The following is a 15,813-nucleotide window of genomic DNA, read 5'->3' as shown; positions in this document are numbered from 1 at the left end:
AATCAATTTGCAATCACCTTCAGGGAATGTCTTGTTCTCTAACTGGAGCAGTTGCCTGTGCAGTGGTTTGTGCAACAATTGCTGGTCCGCCCTGTGTTCTTATCTGCGGTGCTTAATGGTTTGTGAAATGTGTTCTAGATAATAAGTTGATTTGTGGTAGTACTTGTAAAAATCTTGGTTATTGCTGATAGACTTAAATTCCTCCGGTCATTGTGTTATGTTAAGCTTTAATAGGAGGGATAACATTGAACAAAAATATGTTGTTATTAAAAATGTTTTTGTTGCTTGCTATTCCATTATTTACCTTCATTTATTTAAGTAATCGTTTTGGCACAATTCTTTCTGCCACTATGGGCTTGGTGACTCTTATTGTTTTAAGCATCCTTTTATTTGCAAGAAAACCAAAAAGAAGCACTGAAAAACGGTAGTTTTAAATAACTGCCGTTTTTATTTTGATATGATTAGTTATTGGTGATGTCCACCGACTAACTTTGTCGCTGCAAAGGCTGTCCGCACTGGTGTGGATGAAACAGCTTGTAGCAGAACGGATGGGAGCCCCAAGATGAAAAGGATGTTAAATTACCGAAGAAAGATCCCAAGTCCCAGAATTTTCATTTTTCCTAAAAAAAACCAAACGACAGCCGTCCCCGCGGCTGCCGCCCTACTTCTAATTCAATCCGAAAAGCCAAACGAGACAGTAACCGAGTACGGACAGAAAAACAGAGCCCACAAGGCCGGCTGCAAAGGAGCGCAGGCCCCACTTGCGGAATGCCCCGAGGTCGACGTTGAGCCCCAGCCCCGCCATGGCCATTCCAAGGAACAGGTAAGCCAGGCTGACAATATTCTCCGCCGTCTCCGCCGATACGATACCCAGCGTATTGAATCCACTCATGGCAAGGAACCCAAAGATGAACCACGGAACGATCGACATGGAGATCCCCGCCGCCTTTCCCCCGCCTTTGGTTTCCTTCGAACGGAATATCCACCCTATGACCAGCGCCACGGGAACCAATAACGCGACACGTGTCAGCTTCACAATGACAGCAAGGTCCACTGCCTCTTTCCCGCCTGCAGCAGCGGCCGCAATCACGTGCGCCAGCTCATGAAGCGTGCCGCCCGCGAACACGCCATACCCTGTTGGCGACAAATTCAGAACTGAGTAAAAAACGGTATACACCAGTGTAAAAAGAGTGCCCAAAATAGCGACAATCGCTGCGGCAATGGCTGTTTCATCGTCTTTCGCCTTAATTTGCGGGGCTATAGCGACAACAGCTGCGGCTCCGCAAATGGCTGTTCCGCAAGCGGTTAGAATACCCAGCTTTTTCTCAACACCCAGCCAGCGCGTTAACAGATACACGACAACCAAGGCAAATACCAGATTGATTGCCGCGATGGCAAATACATTTAATCCGGCATGATAAATATCAGCAAGGTTCAGCCTCATTCCAAGCAGGATGATGCCGAGCCGGAGTAGTTTTTTGCTCGCAAACGTTACACCAGGCTGTAAGCTTTCCCTTACGCCGAAGACAGCCCGCCAGCCCATGCCAATCAGGATAGCCAGCACCAACTGGCCCATAATCGATAAAAATGGGAGCTGCGCCAAATATTTTGCTGCTATAGCAATCAGTAGCGTCATCCCAATGCCTTGCATAAAAGCTAGGGAAACCTGCTGCTTCATTCGCTTTGTCTTCTCCATCGTTTCCACTTCCTTAAAAATCTTCTTATATATTCACTTTAAGTAAAAGATAATGATTAGTAAAATATATATAAATAATCGTCATCATTAAAAAAACTAATGATTAGGTGGGATTACCTTGTACTACGACAGCTTGAAAACCTTTGTCACGCTTGCTGAGATAAAAAATTTTACAAGAACCTCGGAACTGCTCCATATCTCACAGCCAAGCGTGAGTTTGCATATCAAAAATCTGGAGAAGGAGTTCCAGACAGAGTTGTTTCTTCGTTCTCCGAAGGCCGTGCAAATCACTCCGTCTGGAGAAATCCTCTATAATCGGGCAAAGCAAATGATCGCTCTCTACGAGCAGGCAAAAACGGATATATTGGAGCATCATCAGTCGATAAGAGGGAAGCTGAGAATTGGGGCAAGTTTTACCATCGGGGAATATATTTTACCTTCTTTGCTGTTCAGAGTGCACAGTGAATTTCCGGAGCTTGAACTCGAAGTGGAGATCGGAAATACGGAGGAAATCGTGCATAAAGTACGGTCATTTACTGTCGACATTGGCCTTATAGAAGGGCAGACAAACGAAAAAGAACTCTCCATCCGCCCGTTTATGGAAGACGAGCTATTCATCGTCGCGTCAAACACCCACCCGCTTGCCTCCCGGAATAACGCTGCCATGTCTGACTTGCAGAACCAGGCATGGGTGGTCAGGGAGGAAGGTTCAGGCACAAGGGAGTACTTAAACCATGTCATCCGTTCCAACGCCTTGTCCGTTTCTTCGTTACTGACCATCAGCAGCAACCAGGGCATCAAAGAAAGTGTTATAAACGGCATGGGACTTTCACTATTGTCCAGGAGCGTGATTGAAAAAGAACTCAAGTATGGAGAGCTCACGGCCATTCCGATAAAAGGAAAGTCCTTTACCAGGACCTTTTCCTATATTCAATCCCCCGTTATGAAAAACAAACGGAGCGTCGAAAACTTCGTCAGAATCATTCAAGGAAAATACCGCTTTTAAGATTTGGTTTATGTCCAAAGAATCATCCTTTTATTTCCTGAAGCTGATATAATGGACACAGCAATAGAATAGGTGTCTCAAGGGTGGTCAGCTCATCCCCATTTGAAAGGGGGTGGTGCTGTATGACGGTTTTCGAAGCTTTGATGTTTGCTTGTACGTTCACAAGCTTAGTCCTCGCTGTACTGTCGTTTGATAAAAACCACAAAAAATAATCCACCCTTGAGCCTGCAAGCATAAGGTGGATTATTCCCATTTGTGCTGATCGCCCCTGAAGGGAACCAGTCTATTGCCGACCGTTTGGTGTACCAGCACCAAGCGGTCTTTTTTTAATATATGCAAAATCTACATTTTCATTATACCCTAAAACGAAGAATTAAACGAGAGAAAAACGAATTCACAGGTGATGCTACAATATCAAATCGTCTGAAGGTCAATCGCCCCTGTGGCAATTTGATAGATACACAACAGGAACAATGCCAGGATAATGGCCGCAAAAATCCATTCCTGTTTCGCAAAGATTTTTCTGCCGTTTTCCTTTTGGACCCAGATAAAGACAAACAGCCCGGCTGCAAAGAGCATCATTGTCAGCAGGATATATTCCATGCCGGAAGCGTAGGTGACCCACAGGATAAAGATACTGGCGATCAATCCTAACACAATGTTTTTGATTCGGTTCTCCGTCCCTTTTTCCTCTTGCAGCGACAGCTTCACCTGAAAAAATGCGATCAGCGCGTATGGAAGCAGGATGGCTGAGGAAGAAAGGGAATACATGAAGTTATAAGCACTGTCATTAATCAAGAACGAGAATAAAAAGATCTGGATTAGTATATTTGTAACCAATAATGCTGAAGTTGGTGCTCCATGTTCATTTACTTTTGAAAAGAATTTAGGGAAGTTCTTTGTTTGTGAGGCCTGGTACGGCACTTCCCCGGCGTACATAGTTGTTGCAAGCCAGCAGCCAATGATGGAGATGATGACTCCAATATTGATAATAATGGCACCTGGTTTGCCAATGACGCTTTCCAATACATATGCCATGGATGGTTTCGGCAATTCGGAAAGTTCGCTTTGTGCCATGATTCCGAAAGACAGGATGGTCACCAAGGCGTAAAGCAAGAGCACCGACACGAATGCAATCAATGTCGCTTTACCGATATCTTTTGCCCGTTTCGCCCTAGCGGAATAGATGATGGCTCCTTCCACTCCAATAAACACCCATACTGTTGTCAGCATTGTATTTTTTACCTGGGTGACGACAGACTGAAGTTCAAATTCTCCTGATCCAGTCCCCCAATAATTCAGTGAAAAGATATCAACCTTGAATGCAAAAATGACACAGAGAATAAAAAGGACAATCGGAATAATTTTTGCGACGGTAACGATAAAGTTAACAATCGATGCACTGTGCGCCCCTTTTACAGTGACATAGTGAATTGTCCATAACGTGATGGAGGCCCCAATGATGGAATATATATTTTGCCCATTTCCAAACAGGTCAAAGAAATAACCTAATGCACTAAATGTCAGTGTGCCAAACGCCACATTGCCCAGGAAAGCTGAAATCCAATATCCCCAAGCTGAGTTGAAGCCCATGTAGTCCCCAAAACCGGCTTTAGCATAGCTGTAAATACCGGCATCCAAATCCGGTCTCTTTTCGCTTAGGTTGCGAAATGAAAATGCCAGCGACCCCATGCCAAGCCCTGTCACGATCCAGCCGATGATAATGGAACCAGGTGAAGCCTGTGAAGCCATATCCGATATCAGGTTAAAAATTCCGGCACCAATCATGGAGCTGATGACCAAAGCAGTTAGTGCACCAAGGTTTAATTTTTTCTCTTCCGCCATAATATTCCCCTCCAATCGATTAAAGGAATCTAAAAAAGAGTATGAGAAAATGATCCCATACTCTTCTCAATTGTTGGCTTGCTATTAGAATCTGAGAGAAAGACAGCTTAAGCCGCCATCAATTTTTCTGAACTCGGATGTGTCTACGACCAACACTTTATATCCAAGGCCTTCGATGGCTTTCTGGGCATTTGGGTAACCCGCTGGCACAAGCACATGGTCGTTCACCCAAATGCAGTTTGCACCGTAAGCTTCGTCCGGAGAGATTTCAATTTTATTTAACTTTTCGAAGACAGGTGATGTTATAAATTCACCTGCTACTAATAGATTGTTATTTTCCAAATAGGCTAAGCCTGTTTTTAAATGCAATACTTCTTTTAGTGGAACGATGGAACCGCTTAGTCCATATTTTTCAAGGATGGCAATCATCTGCTCAGCACCAGCTCGATTCGTCCTTGCAGACTCACCTATGTAGAAATGGTCTCCAACCATCATGATATCGCCGGCTTCAACCGTTCCAGGTGCCTCTATGTATTCAATATGTTCATAAAACTTTTTCAACGCCTCCTGCATATCCTGCAGAGCAGCTTCTTTTTGCCTGGATGCTGCACCAGGGCGTGTGATAATGACACATTTTTTGGTACAAAGTGCCACATCTTCAACAAAGCATGAATCGGGAAAATCATCATTTGGTTCTAATACAGTAACATTTACGCCAGCCTTTGTTAGAGCGCTTACATATTCCTCATGCTGTTTCAGCGCCAAACCATAGTTTGGTTTTCCTTCATTCGAGCTACTGATACCGTCTACTACTGATTTTGAAGGTACTCTTACAATAACATTAGTAAACACGACCAATTCCTTCTTCCCTGTATATTTTAGCAATGATTAACAATTGCTATTAAATTTATTATATCGCTATATTATTGTAACCTATGACTCAATTGCGTAAACTTTATGAACATTTTAACATATGCGTATATACACACGATATTGAAGTTTGTGAATCTTTTCACTGATGTAACCGTACTAACACGGCGAAACAACTTAATGCTTTAACGTAAAAAAGGGATCTCAACTATTTATTGAGCCCCTTTTTTCCTTCATCCTATTCAGCTTCGGTAAAAACAACTGTGATATTCCAACGGTTAATCCACCAAGTAAAAAAGTCCAGAAAAAGTGGAGTGATGTATCCCAGATGAGCCATAAAACCATCCCAGTGTAAACAAGCAGTAATACTGGAAAAATCACAGCTGCATTTTTGGCACTTTGAGTAGCAGTAAACTTACGCAAAAAGCCCAACGATAACAGATATAGAATGGGCAACCCCGCACTGATGAGACCTAAAATCACGGCTGCTGCCTCCTTTTCTGAAACTTTCACCGATGTTACCAATTCTTAATTTACATAGAAAATGGGCTAAAAAAACAGCTGCAAAAAAGCAGCTGTTACGGACATTCTAAAGCGTCTATTCCATATACTCTACATTCTTAACTTCAGTACCGGCTGTTTTCCACTTGCCGTTATCAAGTTTCATTGTATGGATTCCGGTGACTCTATTATCCTTAAATTGAAAGTTATCCGTTACCTCTTTTGCAACTGTAGTTTGTACGACCTCTACTTTTGCAGAGTCAGCAGAGCTTTCGAGCACTTTCATTGATTCAAGTTTATATTCGAGTTCAGTTTTCTCAAAAATAGGCCCCATTTGAGTTTTGGTAAGTTCCTTATCCTCCGGCGAAATAAGAAGCGTATCTAAATATTGATCCATATTTTCTTCTTCAGCATATTTCATACTTTCCAAGAGATCTTTTTTAATAGACTCTTCAGCATCACTATTCTCACTGCTTGAAGCTTCTTTTGCAGCCTCAGGCTTTGCTTCTTCCTTCTTCACCTCAGTTTTGGCAGCTGTCTCTTCTTTTGCCGGCTTCGCTGCTTTCTCCTCATCCGAACCGCATCCTGTCAGCAAGAGGCCTAAAGCAGTGGCGAGCATAACTAGTTTCTTCATTTTTCTCTCCTCTTTTTGCACTTTGGATAGCTTTTAGTACCCAAATATACACCATAATTAATATTTTATTCCATTTTATCACATTTATTATATTAAAGGAAAAAATTTAAGTTTATCTCTCTATCACTTCTCATTACTCTGCTCAGACCCGAGGCAACCTGCGCAGATTACAAAGTCTATTTAAAGGAGCAAATATGATGAATAACCATCACTTTATTAAAGCTTTTGAGAAAGCCTAGTTATTAATGCCCGGGGGAGTAAACAGTCCAGTTAGATCCTTTCAATCAATAGGGATCGATCCAATATTTGTTAGCCACGGTGCTGGTTCTAAAATATATGACATCAATGGGAACGAATATATTGCTATATTCTGTCTTGGGGACCATTAATTCATGGTCACGCGGATAAGGATATCGATAGGGTCCCGGATATTTCAGCACAGGCATTCATTCAGGTTGAAGAAACACAACGAGAAAAAGGCCCGATTTTAACGGACCCGATTAAGTAAAATAACATAAAAAGCAATAAAGCTAATCAAACACCATAAGCTTCTCTCTAAATATCACAATATAACTCAACTCCGGTTGGGAGTATATTCCACATTATATTCCTTGGCTATCTTTTGCATTTGTGAATGATATTCTTCGATTAGTTTTTGATATTCGGTCATCTTTACATTCGATTGCTCAATTAAGCCGCTATCCTGTTTTTCCAATGCCTTCTTTTCAAGTTGGAGAGCCTCATAGAAAATTTCTGTTGCCTTCACCATCTGCTTTGTGGGCTTTTCCAACTCGGATAATCCTGGTGTGATTCCTTTTGCTTCTTCAAGAGCTTTTTTATAGGCAGGCAATGTATTATTGACCAGCTCGGTATGTAAAGTCTGGTCATTTGTAAAATTTTCTCCCGATACAGAAGATAATGACTTAAACGCCGCTTCTTCATAATCAGATACTTTTTTAGTTTTTTCATTCACAAATTGAAGTATGATTTTCTGTTTTTCCTTCTTTGACAATTCTTTTTGTTCACTTTTGTTTTCGTTGCTTTCTCCGGATGATTCATTCATGCTACATCCTGTTAAAAACAACGTTAAAATGAATAAAACTTTGATATATCTCACTTTAAAACCCTTCCTGTCTATTCAGTTATTAATGACCTTTTTCAATTGTACTTAATCATGCTAGGATCGCCCGATAAAAATGCATCCCTGCGTTTTAAATACCGGTTCTTTTGCACAGTTTTTGCAAGTACCATCATGGGAATGGTTACTACCAAAACAGCAAAGCCATACCAAACGACAATGAACGAAAGGACAATATAGGCAACTGAGGCCAGGGCAAAAACAGAATAAACGGCCATGAACAGGATATTGAAATATTGCAGCTGCGCGATCCTAGATTTCTTATCCTTTGATGCTGGCTCTTTTTTAAGACGAGCCAAGTATTTTAATTCAGAAACCCCAATGATGTAGGGCTCCACAAACCAGTTGAGTATCCCGTTCATGTTATTCCTTCCCGCTAAACAATGAAGTCAATTGTTTTCTTATGGCTTTCTCGCCTTCTGATTCAAATCCTTTAAACACTACTTCCTGAATCTGTGAATGGCTAAAGAATACGTTTGTGTCTTCTCCTAAATGGCCTTGAGGGTAAGGGCACGCCACATAGTCCCATACTTTCTCCGTATCCCCCTGCAGCTGTTTCCTGCCATACACCATGACAGGCTGTTTGATACCTTGGACCAGCAAAACAGTGCCGATGGGCAGTAACTCCTCCCCTAGCTCAATTTTTAATGAATTAAAATCAATTTCTACCATGACAATATACTGCTCCTCTCAATGAATCTTCTACATATTTAATTTGCCTTTTCAAAACTGATGCCCAGCTTGACTCCCAATATAAATCTTAGGTCAAGTACTGTTTCTTTCCCTATTTTTGCCTCGCCGCCGATGCCCAATGCTGACCCGCCTACTGTTCCTTTTACATTAATATTCGTAAATGGGATTGGGATGATGCCCGACACTTCTCCTTCAGCAACGGCTGCTTTAGCTCCAATCCCTATAGAGCTGTTATCTACACCTGCATAGGCGTTTGCTTTTAAAATATCTCCCTGTGCTTCCGCACCTGCGCGCCCAATGAGAGTGAGATCTTTATCCAGTTGAGCTTTTGCTTTTATATTATAAACTGAACCGGATGCCTTAAGTAATGGAAAGATACTTTCTCCACCGATGCTTGCCTGGCCTTCCGCCATTCCAATATTTTGGTTGAATTCGCTATCAATTATTTTCGTATCATGCGCCATGCCTGCATGAATACCGACAAAGCTGGACTTACCGCCAATCTGCCCTTCTTCATTCCACTTATTTTCAATCTTCCCAGCTCCTACGCCTACTTTGAAGCCATTTTTTTCAACTGTGTCCCCAATTAAGTAAGTGCCATCTTTACTGACTGATGATGGCTCTCCCTGACTTTCAAACGTTTTCGAAAAACCAAGAGGATAGAATCCCAGGAACATGGAGAGGGCTTCTCTTTTATTCATGATATATTCAAAAGCTGAATGTGGTACAGGAATAAGGTCAGACATTTCAGGGCGAATGCTCATAACCAATGAAAAACGCGAGTGGAAGTTCATCAACTGTGTCGCGGAGTAATTGTTTACAGTCAGCTGCCCCGAGGAAACTCTCGCTTTCATATCTGTTATGTACTGTTCAAGCAAATGAAGTTCATTCTTCAATTGCTGCAAAGAAACCGTTTGCTGGTAATCAAACTCTTCCAGTTTTGTGATAGTCTCTTCTATATTTTTTTCGGCTGACCCGATATCCTCAATGACAGTAGAATCATCAATCTGAGGAATCGGAGTGATATCCTGTATACTTGAAATGACATCATTGGCCTCATTCGTGACTTCTTCTGTATACGTTTTGGCTTTCCCTAAAGATTGGGATAAATCATTCTGTAAAAATGGCTGCCTGATAAAACCGCTTTGGGAAGGCTCCAATGCATCCACTGCATTCCTGCAATCAACCAGTTTTTTATCATAATCGGATAATATCTGCATGGTCTTTGTAATAAAAGGCGTATGACAATCTTCATAAAAAGATTTAATGGCTTCAGCACCTTTTCCATTAAATCCATCATCTAAATTAATCAGTCCGCCAATAGCTTTTTGAAGTGCTTCAAAAGCCGTTCTCTTTTCATTAATCGCTTTCACGATTTTGTCAATCCCAAGCTCTAAACCATTAACCTCTAGAACCTTCATCGCACTCTCACCTCATATGAACAGGGCCAAAGGAAGCAGAAAGCTTTTCATCAGTGGCTTTCATGGCCTCAATTGACTTTTTTGTCATTGTTTCATTGGATACAAGTAAACTCTGGTAATCTCTTATAACCTGCTCAAATAACTGATTGATCTCCTCCAGCGTTTTCACGACATCGAGCTGATTTTTGCCTGAGATATCCCCTGGCATTGACGGTTCTAATCCTGATGTTGCGCCGTGCAAGGTAGATAGCACAGTTCCCAGTTTTGAATAGTCCAGTTTAATTTCGTTCATTCTCACCACTTCCTTGCTTTATATTTTAGTATTTTCCTCTTCCCGCATTGCAGCCAAAATCGCTTCGATACAGTTTTGATAATAAACAATTTGAATTTGAAGTTCGCTTATTTTTGCTGTAATTGAAATAAAAATATTTGTAAACTTGGTGCCTTTCAGTTCATTGTATGAAACTTGAAGACTTTTTCTTATTGTTTCGAATCCTTCGGCCAATTGACCGCTCCAAGTGTCATCCGAAAGCTCCGGCTGGTAAAACAAGTTGTAATGTCCGGCTAGTTCTTCTTTATATTCAGACAGTTTGGTTTTCGCTTCATTCAGTCTTTTGATTTTTTCCTTATTTTCGGCAATTAGCCTGTAATAATGGCTGAGTAAATCTGCACTCATTCAACATCACCTTTTTTAAATTATCATACATCCAGCACACTTAAATCATATTTCCACTTAACAAAAGTATTTAATTTCATACTAACTTATCCTTCGCCTGTCACACAATCCTCCGCCTATATAATGGCAAAAATGTGTAATATGTACTACCAGAAGGTTACACGCCCCAGCTGAAACTAGGGCTAAAGTTCCCACTCACCTTGTTCTATTGATTCTTAATTGGGATGTTTTATCGCTTCCTTGAAAAAGAGAATAAGCACACCGTTTCAACAATGGGCTAAAGTGAATTGAAGACTCCCAAGAGTAAAAGAAGGTCATTGGACCTCCTTTCACTCATATATCTGTTCTGCTTCCCTTGGATAAAGTCAAAGAACCAAATAGTACATTCTTCTCTTAGTTTCTTGGTAAGCCTAAGCTATATCCAGTTGAGAGGGCTCATATATGACATTGTACTTTTCAGATAACTTTTTCATCTCTTCGTGATATTCGTTTATCAGGATGTCATATTCCTCCGCTATGACATTCGCTTCCTCGATCAATTCAATATCCTGCTTTTCCAAGGCTTCTTTCTCGATCAGCAACGCTTTGTAAAATGTGTTTGTGGCCTCTTCTACCATTACCTTGATTGGCTCTAACTCTTCCATTTCCACCTCAATGGCTGCAGCCCGGTCCACTGCCTTTTTGTAGGTTGGCAGGACTTCATTGACAAGGACTTCATACAATTTCTGGTCGTTTCTGTAATTTTGGCCCGATACGGTGGCTAAGGCTTTATTAGCTTCCACTTCATAATAGCTGATCCTGGAGATATCCTCGTTTACAAAATCCATGAGGATCTGTTGCTTCTCAAGATGAGACAGCTTCTCCTCCTTCAGTTTCTCTTCCGCCTTAGGACCCTCGATGTCATTCTTGGAGGAATCGTTTTCTTCGTTGCCGCAACCCGCAACCAATACAACCATTGTCGCCAACACGAATAAAAATTTCTTCACTCTTTATCAAGCCCTCTCTTATACCAATTTTGCCCAATGAAGAACCGTTTTTAATGTATGCAGGTGGGTTGTTTTTGGTCAAACGAGTGCGAGCCCGTGTTTGTTGCAATAAAAAAACCCTGTATGAGCAGGAGACCCTTAACCTGTATTGTCAAAGCTTTTTAATGTGCTAAGCTTTTATAGACACGGTGAGCCTTTTGTTTTTTACACAAAATTCCATTCAAGAAAAACGCATGGACGCTATCGTAGATAGATTCCTCTTTACCGTAGATAGCCTGCAGTACAATGTTAACCACTTCTGCAAACAGCATCATAACCGGTTACAGTCACCATTAATCAAGAGAGTTTACATAATATTTCTTTTAAAGAAGCAGATGGGCTCATTTTTCTTTAAAAATTTTCTAAAAACAAATCATTGAGCTCAAGAAAACCGACCTGAACATAAAAAATCGCCCTTACCAAGCTAAAATTAGCTTGGTAAGGACGACCTTTGCTAACCTAATCTCTTATCTGATCTTCAAAATGATTCTTTTCACAACAGTCTAAAGGAAAAAACCCATAGGCTTCATTCCTCTTATATCCTCAATATCTCCCTTATATCTTCTTCGGTAAGAGCTGATGATGTTTTTTCATCAATATCGATGATTTCTTCAATTAGGTTCCTTTTTCTATCTTGCAGTTCATTTATCTTTTCTTCGATCGTACCCCGGGTAATGAGCTTGATGACCTGTACGACATGAGTCTGGCCCATTCGATGGGCACGGTCAGCTGCCTGCTCCTCCACTGCCGGATTCCACCAGCTGTCATACAGGATAACAGTATCGGCGCCTGTCAGGTTGAGGCCTGTTCCTCCTGCTTTTAATGAGATGAGAAACAGATCACGTTCCCCTTCATTAAATCGATTACTAATCTCCAGGCGTTCTTCCGAAGGAGTTTGTCCATCTAGATAGAAAAAAACCAATCCTTGAAGCGTTAACTCCCGGCCGATAAGCTCCAGCATTTTGGTAAACTGTGAAAAAATCAGCAACCGCCTGTTCGAAAGCCTCGACTCCTCGATCAGCTGCAGAAGCTGCTCAAATTTTGCCGAACTTCCTTTATAGCCGTCCACAAACAATGCTGGATGGCAGCATATCTGCCGCAGGCGCGTCAAACCAGCCAGGATTTTGATCCGGTTCTTTTTAAGTGTCTGCTTATTTAAATGCTTCAGCGTATCGTGGCGCAGTTTTGCCAAATAGGCAGCGTACAGTTTCTTCTGCTCAGGAAACAACTCGACCGTCTCCATTGATTCGATTTTTTCAGGAAGCTCTGAAAGAACATCTTCTTTCATCCTTCGCAGCAGAAACGGACGGATCCGCCTTGCGATTTTTTTTCGTGACAGGTTACTGTATTCCTTTAACCCCTGGAATAACCCGGGAAAGACAACGTGGTAAATGGACCACAACTCTTCTTGTGCATTCTCTACCGGCGTTCCTGTAAGCGCAAATCGGTAATCCGACCGCAGCTTTTGCACTGCTTTTGCCGTCTGTGTCAACGGGTTTTTGAATGCCTGTGCCTCATCAAAAAATACCGTGTGGAAGGCCTGTTTCTCATACTCCTTTATGTCCTTACGCAACAAAGGATAGGAAGTAATCAGCACATCATGCCCATTTAACATCTTCAATCCTTGCATTCTCTCTTCTCTATCGCCATTAATGACTGCAACACTTACTTCAGGAGTGAATTTCTTTATTTCACTCAGCCAGTTATACATTAAAGAAGAAGGACAAACAATCAGGATCGGATGCTTCCTTCTCCGGATTTCGGGCAGCTCGGACAGGATGAACGTAATGCTTTGCAGCGTTTTGCCAAGTCCCATATCATCCGCAAGAATACCGCCAAAGCCATATTTAGCGAGGGTTTTCATCCACTTGAAACCCCTTTTTTGATAGTCCCGCAATACATGGTCCAGACTTTTTGGCACCTCGAATTCTGAATCATCCTGATTGCTGAGGCTTTCCATAAACCTATGGAATGAATCCTCGCGTTTTAATACAGACTCTTCAACTGAATCAAGAGCCTGAAGACCACGGATAAAAGGCATCTCCATGCTGCTCTCCCAATCTTCTTTCTGGACTGGAAGGGCATGCAGAAAACGATGGATTTCCTCATACTCCCTTGCCTCCAGCGAAAGCAAGGAGCCATTCCGTAAGCGGTAATACTTTCGTTTTTCTTCAATAGCCTGGAGAACCTCGCGAATATCCTTTTCGGGAATGCCATCTAATTCAAATTTAAATTCCAGCCAATTGGTCCGTTCCTTTTTTACTCTCACCCTGACTTGAGGAGGTGCGCTCCTCCGAAAAATCCGGTTCCTTACGGCCGTAGTTGCATAAATCTGTACAAGCTTTTGAAGCTTTGGAACGGTATGATACAAAAACTCGTACTCCAATTCCTCGTTTTGCAAATAATATCCGCCGTCCGTTTTGGCAAACGAGCTTTCATCCATTAGCGTTAGAATTGCCTCTTCAGATTCAACATCCCGTATAAACAAGGATTTTGTCTGAGGCTGGCGGCTTTCCAATGGATTGATGACAATATTTCCATAGTGAAATTCGAGCCCTGCCAGCAGCCTGTTTTTCACACGGTCTAAATAAAGCTTGGCAATTAACGGAGTCTCTGCCATCCTCTTGGATATTGTATGAGAGATATTCACTTTTCCCAGTCTTCTCAGACCTGGAACCACTTTTTCCAAGAAGAAGCCCAGCTGCTCTTGAGGGATGCTAATTTGCTGCGTTCCTGAAGCATCAAGCATTTGTTCTAAGTCTGACAAACGCTGGCAATCTTCATGTTCCAGCTGATGCAATTTCCCCCTGAAAAGGACAATCCCGTAGGAATCCATCACGTTCATGAGCTCTAGTCCCTTTATCTCCAGCTGGGCGCAGCCTTCCTCTTCCAAAAAATCAAACACTAAAGGCAACGGCCCATCCGACAGGTCCAATCCGGCATATTTATTACCACCGTTCTCCAGCTCTGCCAATGGAGAATTTACCAATAAAGGGAGAAGTTTTTCCCACGAAGAAGGTGAAAGGATGATCCTGCAATCATTAATGTGATCAATTGATGCTTCAGACAGCGGTTTAATATATACTTTTTCTTCTTGTATCACACTGATAAGCTGTTGAATCACAGCATCTGTTTCTTTTTGAAAGCAATGAAGGCCGGGGTCAAATTCAAACGAAGGAGAAATCCAGCTAGGTCGGCCTTCTTTCACGGAATTTAAAAACTCACGGATATTTGGTACAACAGCTGAGCCTACCCTAGCTTCTATTCCAAACAAATGTGTCCCCTTTCCTGCGAGGACAGGTTTGATTGTAAAAGTCACATCTAAAATCTCTCTATCTTCAAAGTGAGACTTCTGTTTGCTGATTCTCACAGGCTGGTCGGTGAAGAGACCCATTAATCCTTTTGTCAGTGCTTGATTCCGGGAAGGGTTTCGACGTTGACGTTCATATATCGACAGCAGCACCGCCGCTACATGCTGGCATTCCCATTTCACAGATGCCAGCTTTGGACAGCTGCATTGGGCAGAAATGTCCCCTTGTGCTGACTTTTTTACTGTAACATGGAAATTTTCTTTTCCTTTCACTGTCGCTTCACAGAGATCAGGAAGATACTGTTCAAAAATGACTTTATTCGAGCGATAGAAAGAATCCCCTCTTTTCAAGGAGACTGCGCCACACATTTCTTCGATCATTTCTTTACGCAACTCTATATTCAAGTGACTAGCTCCTTTCCGGAGAGACTCTTTTCATCAAGATTTTACCACAATAAGCTCCATAAGGAATGCAGCGGGTTAATGCGGTGGTTTTCAGTTGAAAACTACATCATTTCCGGGGAAATTGTCGAAGGATGCAGACCGGATATTGAATTGCCCGCTGTTTTTGGGGAAATAACAAGAAAAAAGAAGGATGGCGTTTATTATTTCTGCCCTCCTTCTTTTTATGAGACCAACACCATTAAACTTTTTTCACAAATTCAGATTTCAGCTTCATCGCTCCAAAACCATCAATTTTGCAGTCAATATCGTGGTCGCCGTCCACTAGGCGAATGCTTTTTACTTTTGTGCCGATTTTTATGACGGATGATGTCCCTTTTACTTTCAGGTCTTTGATGACTGTGACTGCGTCGCCATCACTTAAAACATTTCCATTGGCATCTTTAACGACCTTTACGTCATCACTTACCGCCTCTTCTGACTCTAAATTCCACTCATGGGCACACTCTGGGCATACAAAAAGACTGCCATCCTCATACGTGTATTCAGAATTACATTTAGGGCAATTAGGCAAATTAGACATTTCGTATTCTCCG

Annotated in this window: 17 protein-coding genes and 1 pseudogene; 3 read left to right on the top strand and 15 right to left on the bottom strand. The window is 41.9% G+C overall.

The features are described 5' to 3' along the window. Nucleotides 1-245 precede the first annotated feature (245 nt). Nucleotides 246-428: a hypothetical protein gene (locus D1970_RS05715; RefSeq protein ID WP_119111932.1), complete on the top strand. Its 183-nt coding sequence runs from the start codon at nt 246-248 to the stop codon at nt 426-428. Between the two features lie 239 nt (nt 429-667). Here D1970_RS05715 and D1970_RS05710 read toward each other — a convergent pair whose 3' ends face one another. After that, nucleotides 668-1,696, bottom strand: a complete 1,029-nt coding sequence (locus D1970_RS05710) for a YeiH family protein (protein WP_119111931.1) — start codon at nt 1,694-1,696, stop codon at nt 668-670. A gap of 118 nt (nt 1,697-1,814) precedes the next feature. Here D1970_RS05710 and D1970_RS05705 point away from each other — a divergent pair, with 118 nt between their 5' ends. Next, complete coding sequence (locus D1970_RS05705) at nt 1,815-2,702, top strand: LysR family transcriptional regulator (protein WP_119111930.1); 888 nt, start codon at nt 1,815-1,817, stop codon at nt 2,700-2,702. 22 nt (nt 2,703-2,724) lie between these two features. Here D1970_RS05705 and D1970_RS05700 read toward each other — a convergent pair whose 3' ends face one another. The 5 genes from D1970_RS05700 to D1970_RS05680 all read right to left on the bottom strand — a co-directional run bounded on the left by D1970_RS05700 (nt 2,725) and on the right by D1970_RS05680 (nt 6,552). Continuing rightward, a complete protein-coding gene (locus D1970_RS05700) occupies nt 2,725-2,955 on the bottom strand; it encodes a hypothetical protein (RefSeq protein WP_119111929.1) in 231 nt (76 codons plus the stop codon). Nucleotides 2,956-3,116: 161 nt separating this feature from the next. Beyond that, complete coding sequence (gene arcD, locus D1970_RS05695; RefSeq protein WP_119111928.1) at nt 3,117-4,547, bottom strand: arginine-ornithine antiporter; 1,431 nt, start codon at nt 4,545-4,547, stop codon at nt 3,117-3,119. Between the two features lie 84 nt (nt 4,548-4,631). Further along, nucleotides 4,632-5,399 carry a dimethylarginine dimethylaminohydrolase family protein gene (locus D1970_RS05690; protein ID WP_119111927.1) on the bottom strand — a complete coding sequence of 256 codons (768 nt, stop codon included), beginning with the start codon at nt 5,397-5,399 and terminating at the stop codon, nt 4,632-4,634. Nucleotides 5,400-5,621: 222 nt separating this feature from the next. Beyond that, nucleotides 5,622-5,900 (bottom strand): hypothetical protein, encoded by a 279-nt coding sequence (locus tag D1970_RS05685; protein WP_119111926.1) that lies wholly within the window; start codon nt 5,898-5,900, stop codon nt 5,622-5,624. Between the two features lie 115 nt (nt 5,901-6,015). Further along, complete coding sequence (locus tag D1970_RS05680; protein WP_119111925.1) at nt 6,016-6,552, bottom strand: hypothetical protein; 537 nt, start codon at nt 6,550-6,552, stop codon at nt 6,016-6,018. Nucleotides 6,553-6,797: 245 nt separating this feature from the next. Between D1970_RS05680 and D1970_RS22790 the strand changes: the two are divergent. Further along, nucleotides 6,798-6,967, top strand: a pseudogene (locus tag D1970_RS22790) (aspartate aminotransferase family protein); the annotation flags it as partial. Nucleotides 6,968-7,126: 159 nt separating this feature from the next. Here the strand turns inward: D1970_RS22790 and D1970_RS05670 are convergent. The 9 genes from D1970_RS05670 to D1970_RS05630 all read right to left on the bottom strand — a co-directional run bounded on the left by D1970_RS05670 (nt 7,127) and on the right by D1970_RS05630 (nt 15,800). Further along, the gene (locus D1970_RS05670) at nt 7,127-7,615 is read right to left on the bottom strand and encodes a hypothetical protein (protein WP_119111924.1); all 489 of its coding nucleotides are present in this window, start codon (nt 7,613-7,615) and stop codon (nt 7,127-7,129) included. Between the two features lie 95 nt (nt 7,616-7,710). Continuing rightward, on the bottom strand, nt 7,711-8,052 hold the full coding sequence (locus D1970_RS05665) for a hypothetical protein (protein WP_119111923.1): 342 nt from the start codon (nt 8,050-8,052) through the stop codon (nt 7,711-7,713). Nucleotide 8,053: 1 nt separating this feature from the next. Next, entirely contained in the window at nt 8,054-8,362 is a 309-nt protein-coding gene (locus D1970_RS05660) for a DUF4176 domain-containing protein (protein WP_119111922.1), read from the bottom strand. 38 nt (nt 8,363-8,400) lie between these two features. Next, the gene (locus D1970_RS05655) at nt 8,401-9,804 is read right to left on the bottom strand and encodes a ribonuclease YeeF family protein (protein WP_119111921.1); all 1,404 of its coding nucleotides are present in this window, start codon (nt 9,802-9,804) and stop codon (nt 8,401-8,403) included. Nucleotides 9,805-9,811: 7 nt separating this feature from the next. Further along, the gene (locus D1970_RS05650) at nt 9,812-10,096 is read right to left on the bottom strand and encodes a YwqI/YxiC family protein (RefSeq protein WP_119111920.1); all 285 of its coding nucleotides are present in this window, start codon (nt 10,094-10,096) and stop codon (nt 9,812-9,814) included. 18 nt (nt 10,097-10,114) lie between these two features. Then, nucleotides 10,115-10,480, bottom strand: a complete 366-nt coding sequence (locus tag D1970_RS05645; RefSeq protein ID WP_119111919.1) for a YwqH-like family protein — start codon at nt 10,478-10,480, stop codon at nt 10,115-10,117. A gap of 410 nt (nt 10,481-10,890) precedes the next feature. Next, nucleotides 10,891-11,466: a hypothetical protein gene (locus D1970_RS05640; protein ID WP_119111918.1), complete on the bottom strand. Its 576-nt coding sequence runs from the start codon at nt 11,464-11,466 to the stop codon at nt 10,891-10,893. Nucleotides 11,467-12,040: 574 nt separating this feature from the next. Then, complete coding sequence (locus D1970_RS05635) at nt 12,041-15,220, bottom strand: DEAD/DEAH box helicase (protein WP_119111917.1); 3,180 nt, start codon at nt 15,218-15,220, stop codon at nt 12,041-12,043. Between the two features lie 238 nt (nt 15,221-15,458). Next, on the bottom strand, nt 15,459-15,800 hold the full coding sequence (locus tag D1970_RS05630) for a zinc ribbon domain-containing protein YjdM (protein WP_119111916.1): 342 nt from the start codon (nt 15,798-15,800) through the stop codon (nt 15,459-15,461). Nucleotides 15,801-15,813 lie beyond the last annotated feature (13 nt).

The sequence above is a fragment of the Mesobacillus zeae genome (genome assembly GCF_003570705.1).
Taxonomy (GTDB): Bacteria; Bacillota; Bacilli; order Bacillales; family Cytobacillaceae; genus Mesobacillus_C; species Mesobacillus_C zeae.
The sequence above is the reverse complement of the archived record's forward strand: the minus strand, read 5'-3'. Positions and strand labels throughout refer to the sequence as shown.

What these genes read in the sequence shown, in the direction of transcription:
- D1970_RS05700 (WP_119111929.1), bottom strand. Translation starts at nt 2,955, where the DNA reads ATGGGAATAATCCACCTTATGCTTGCAGGCTCAAGGGTGGATTATTTT.
- D1970_RS05650 (WP_119111920.1), bottom strand. Translation starts at nt 10,096, where the DNA reads ATGAACGAAATTAAACTGGACTATTCAAAACTGGGAACTGTGCTATCT.
- D1970_RS05710 (WP_119111931.1), bottom strand. Translation starts at nt 1,696, where the DNA reads ATGGAGAAGACAAAGCGAATGAAGCAGCAGGTTTCCCTAGCTTTTATG.
- D1970_RS05665 (WP_119111923.1), bottom strand. Translation starts at nt 8,052, where the DNA reads ATGAACGGGATACTCAACTGGTTTGTGGAGCCCTACATCATTGGGGTT.
- D1970_RS05680 (WP_119111925.1), bottom strand. Translation starts at nt 6,552, where the DNA reads ATGAAGAAACTAGTTATGCTCGCCACTGCTTTAGGCCTCTTGCTGACA.
- D1970_RS05655 (WP_119111921.1), bottom strand. Translation starts at nt 9,804, where the DNA reads ATGAAGGTTCTAGAGGTTAATGGTTTAGAGCTTGGGATTGACAAAATC.
- D1970_RS05670 (WP_119111924.1), bottom strand. Translation starts at nt 7,615, where the DNA reads ATGAATGAATCATCCGGAGAAAGCAACGAAAACAAAAGTGAACAAAAA.
- arcD (WP_119111928.1), bottom strand. Translation starts at nt 4,547, where the DNA reads ATGGCGGAAGAGAAAAAATTAAACCTTGGTGCACTAACTGCTTTGGTC.
- D1970_RS05645 (WP_119111919.1), bottom strand. Translation starts at nt 10,480, where the DNA reads ATGAGTGCAGATTTACTCAGCCATTATTACAGGCTAATTGCCGAAAAT.
- D1970_RS05660 (WP_119111922.1), bottom strand. Translation starts at nt 8,362, where the DNA reads ATGGTAGAAATTGATTTTAATTCATTAAAAATTGAGCTAGGGGAGGAG.
- D1970_RS05630 (WP_119111916.1), bottom strand. Translation starts at nt 15,800, where the DNA reads ATGTCTAATTTGCCTAATTGCCCTAAATGTAATTCTGAATACACGTAT.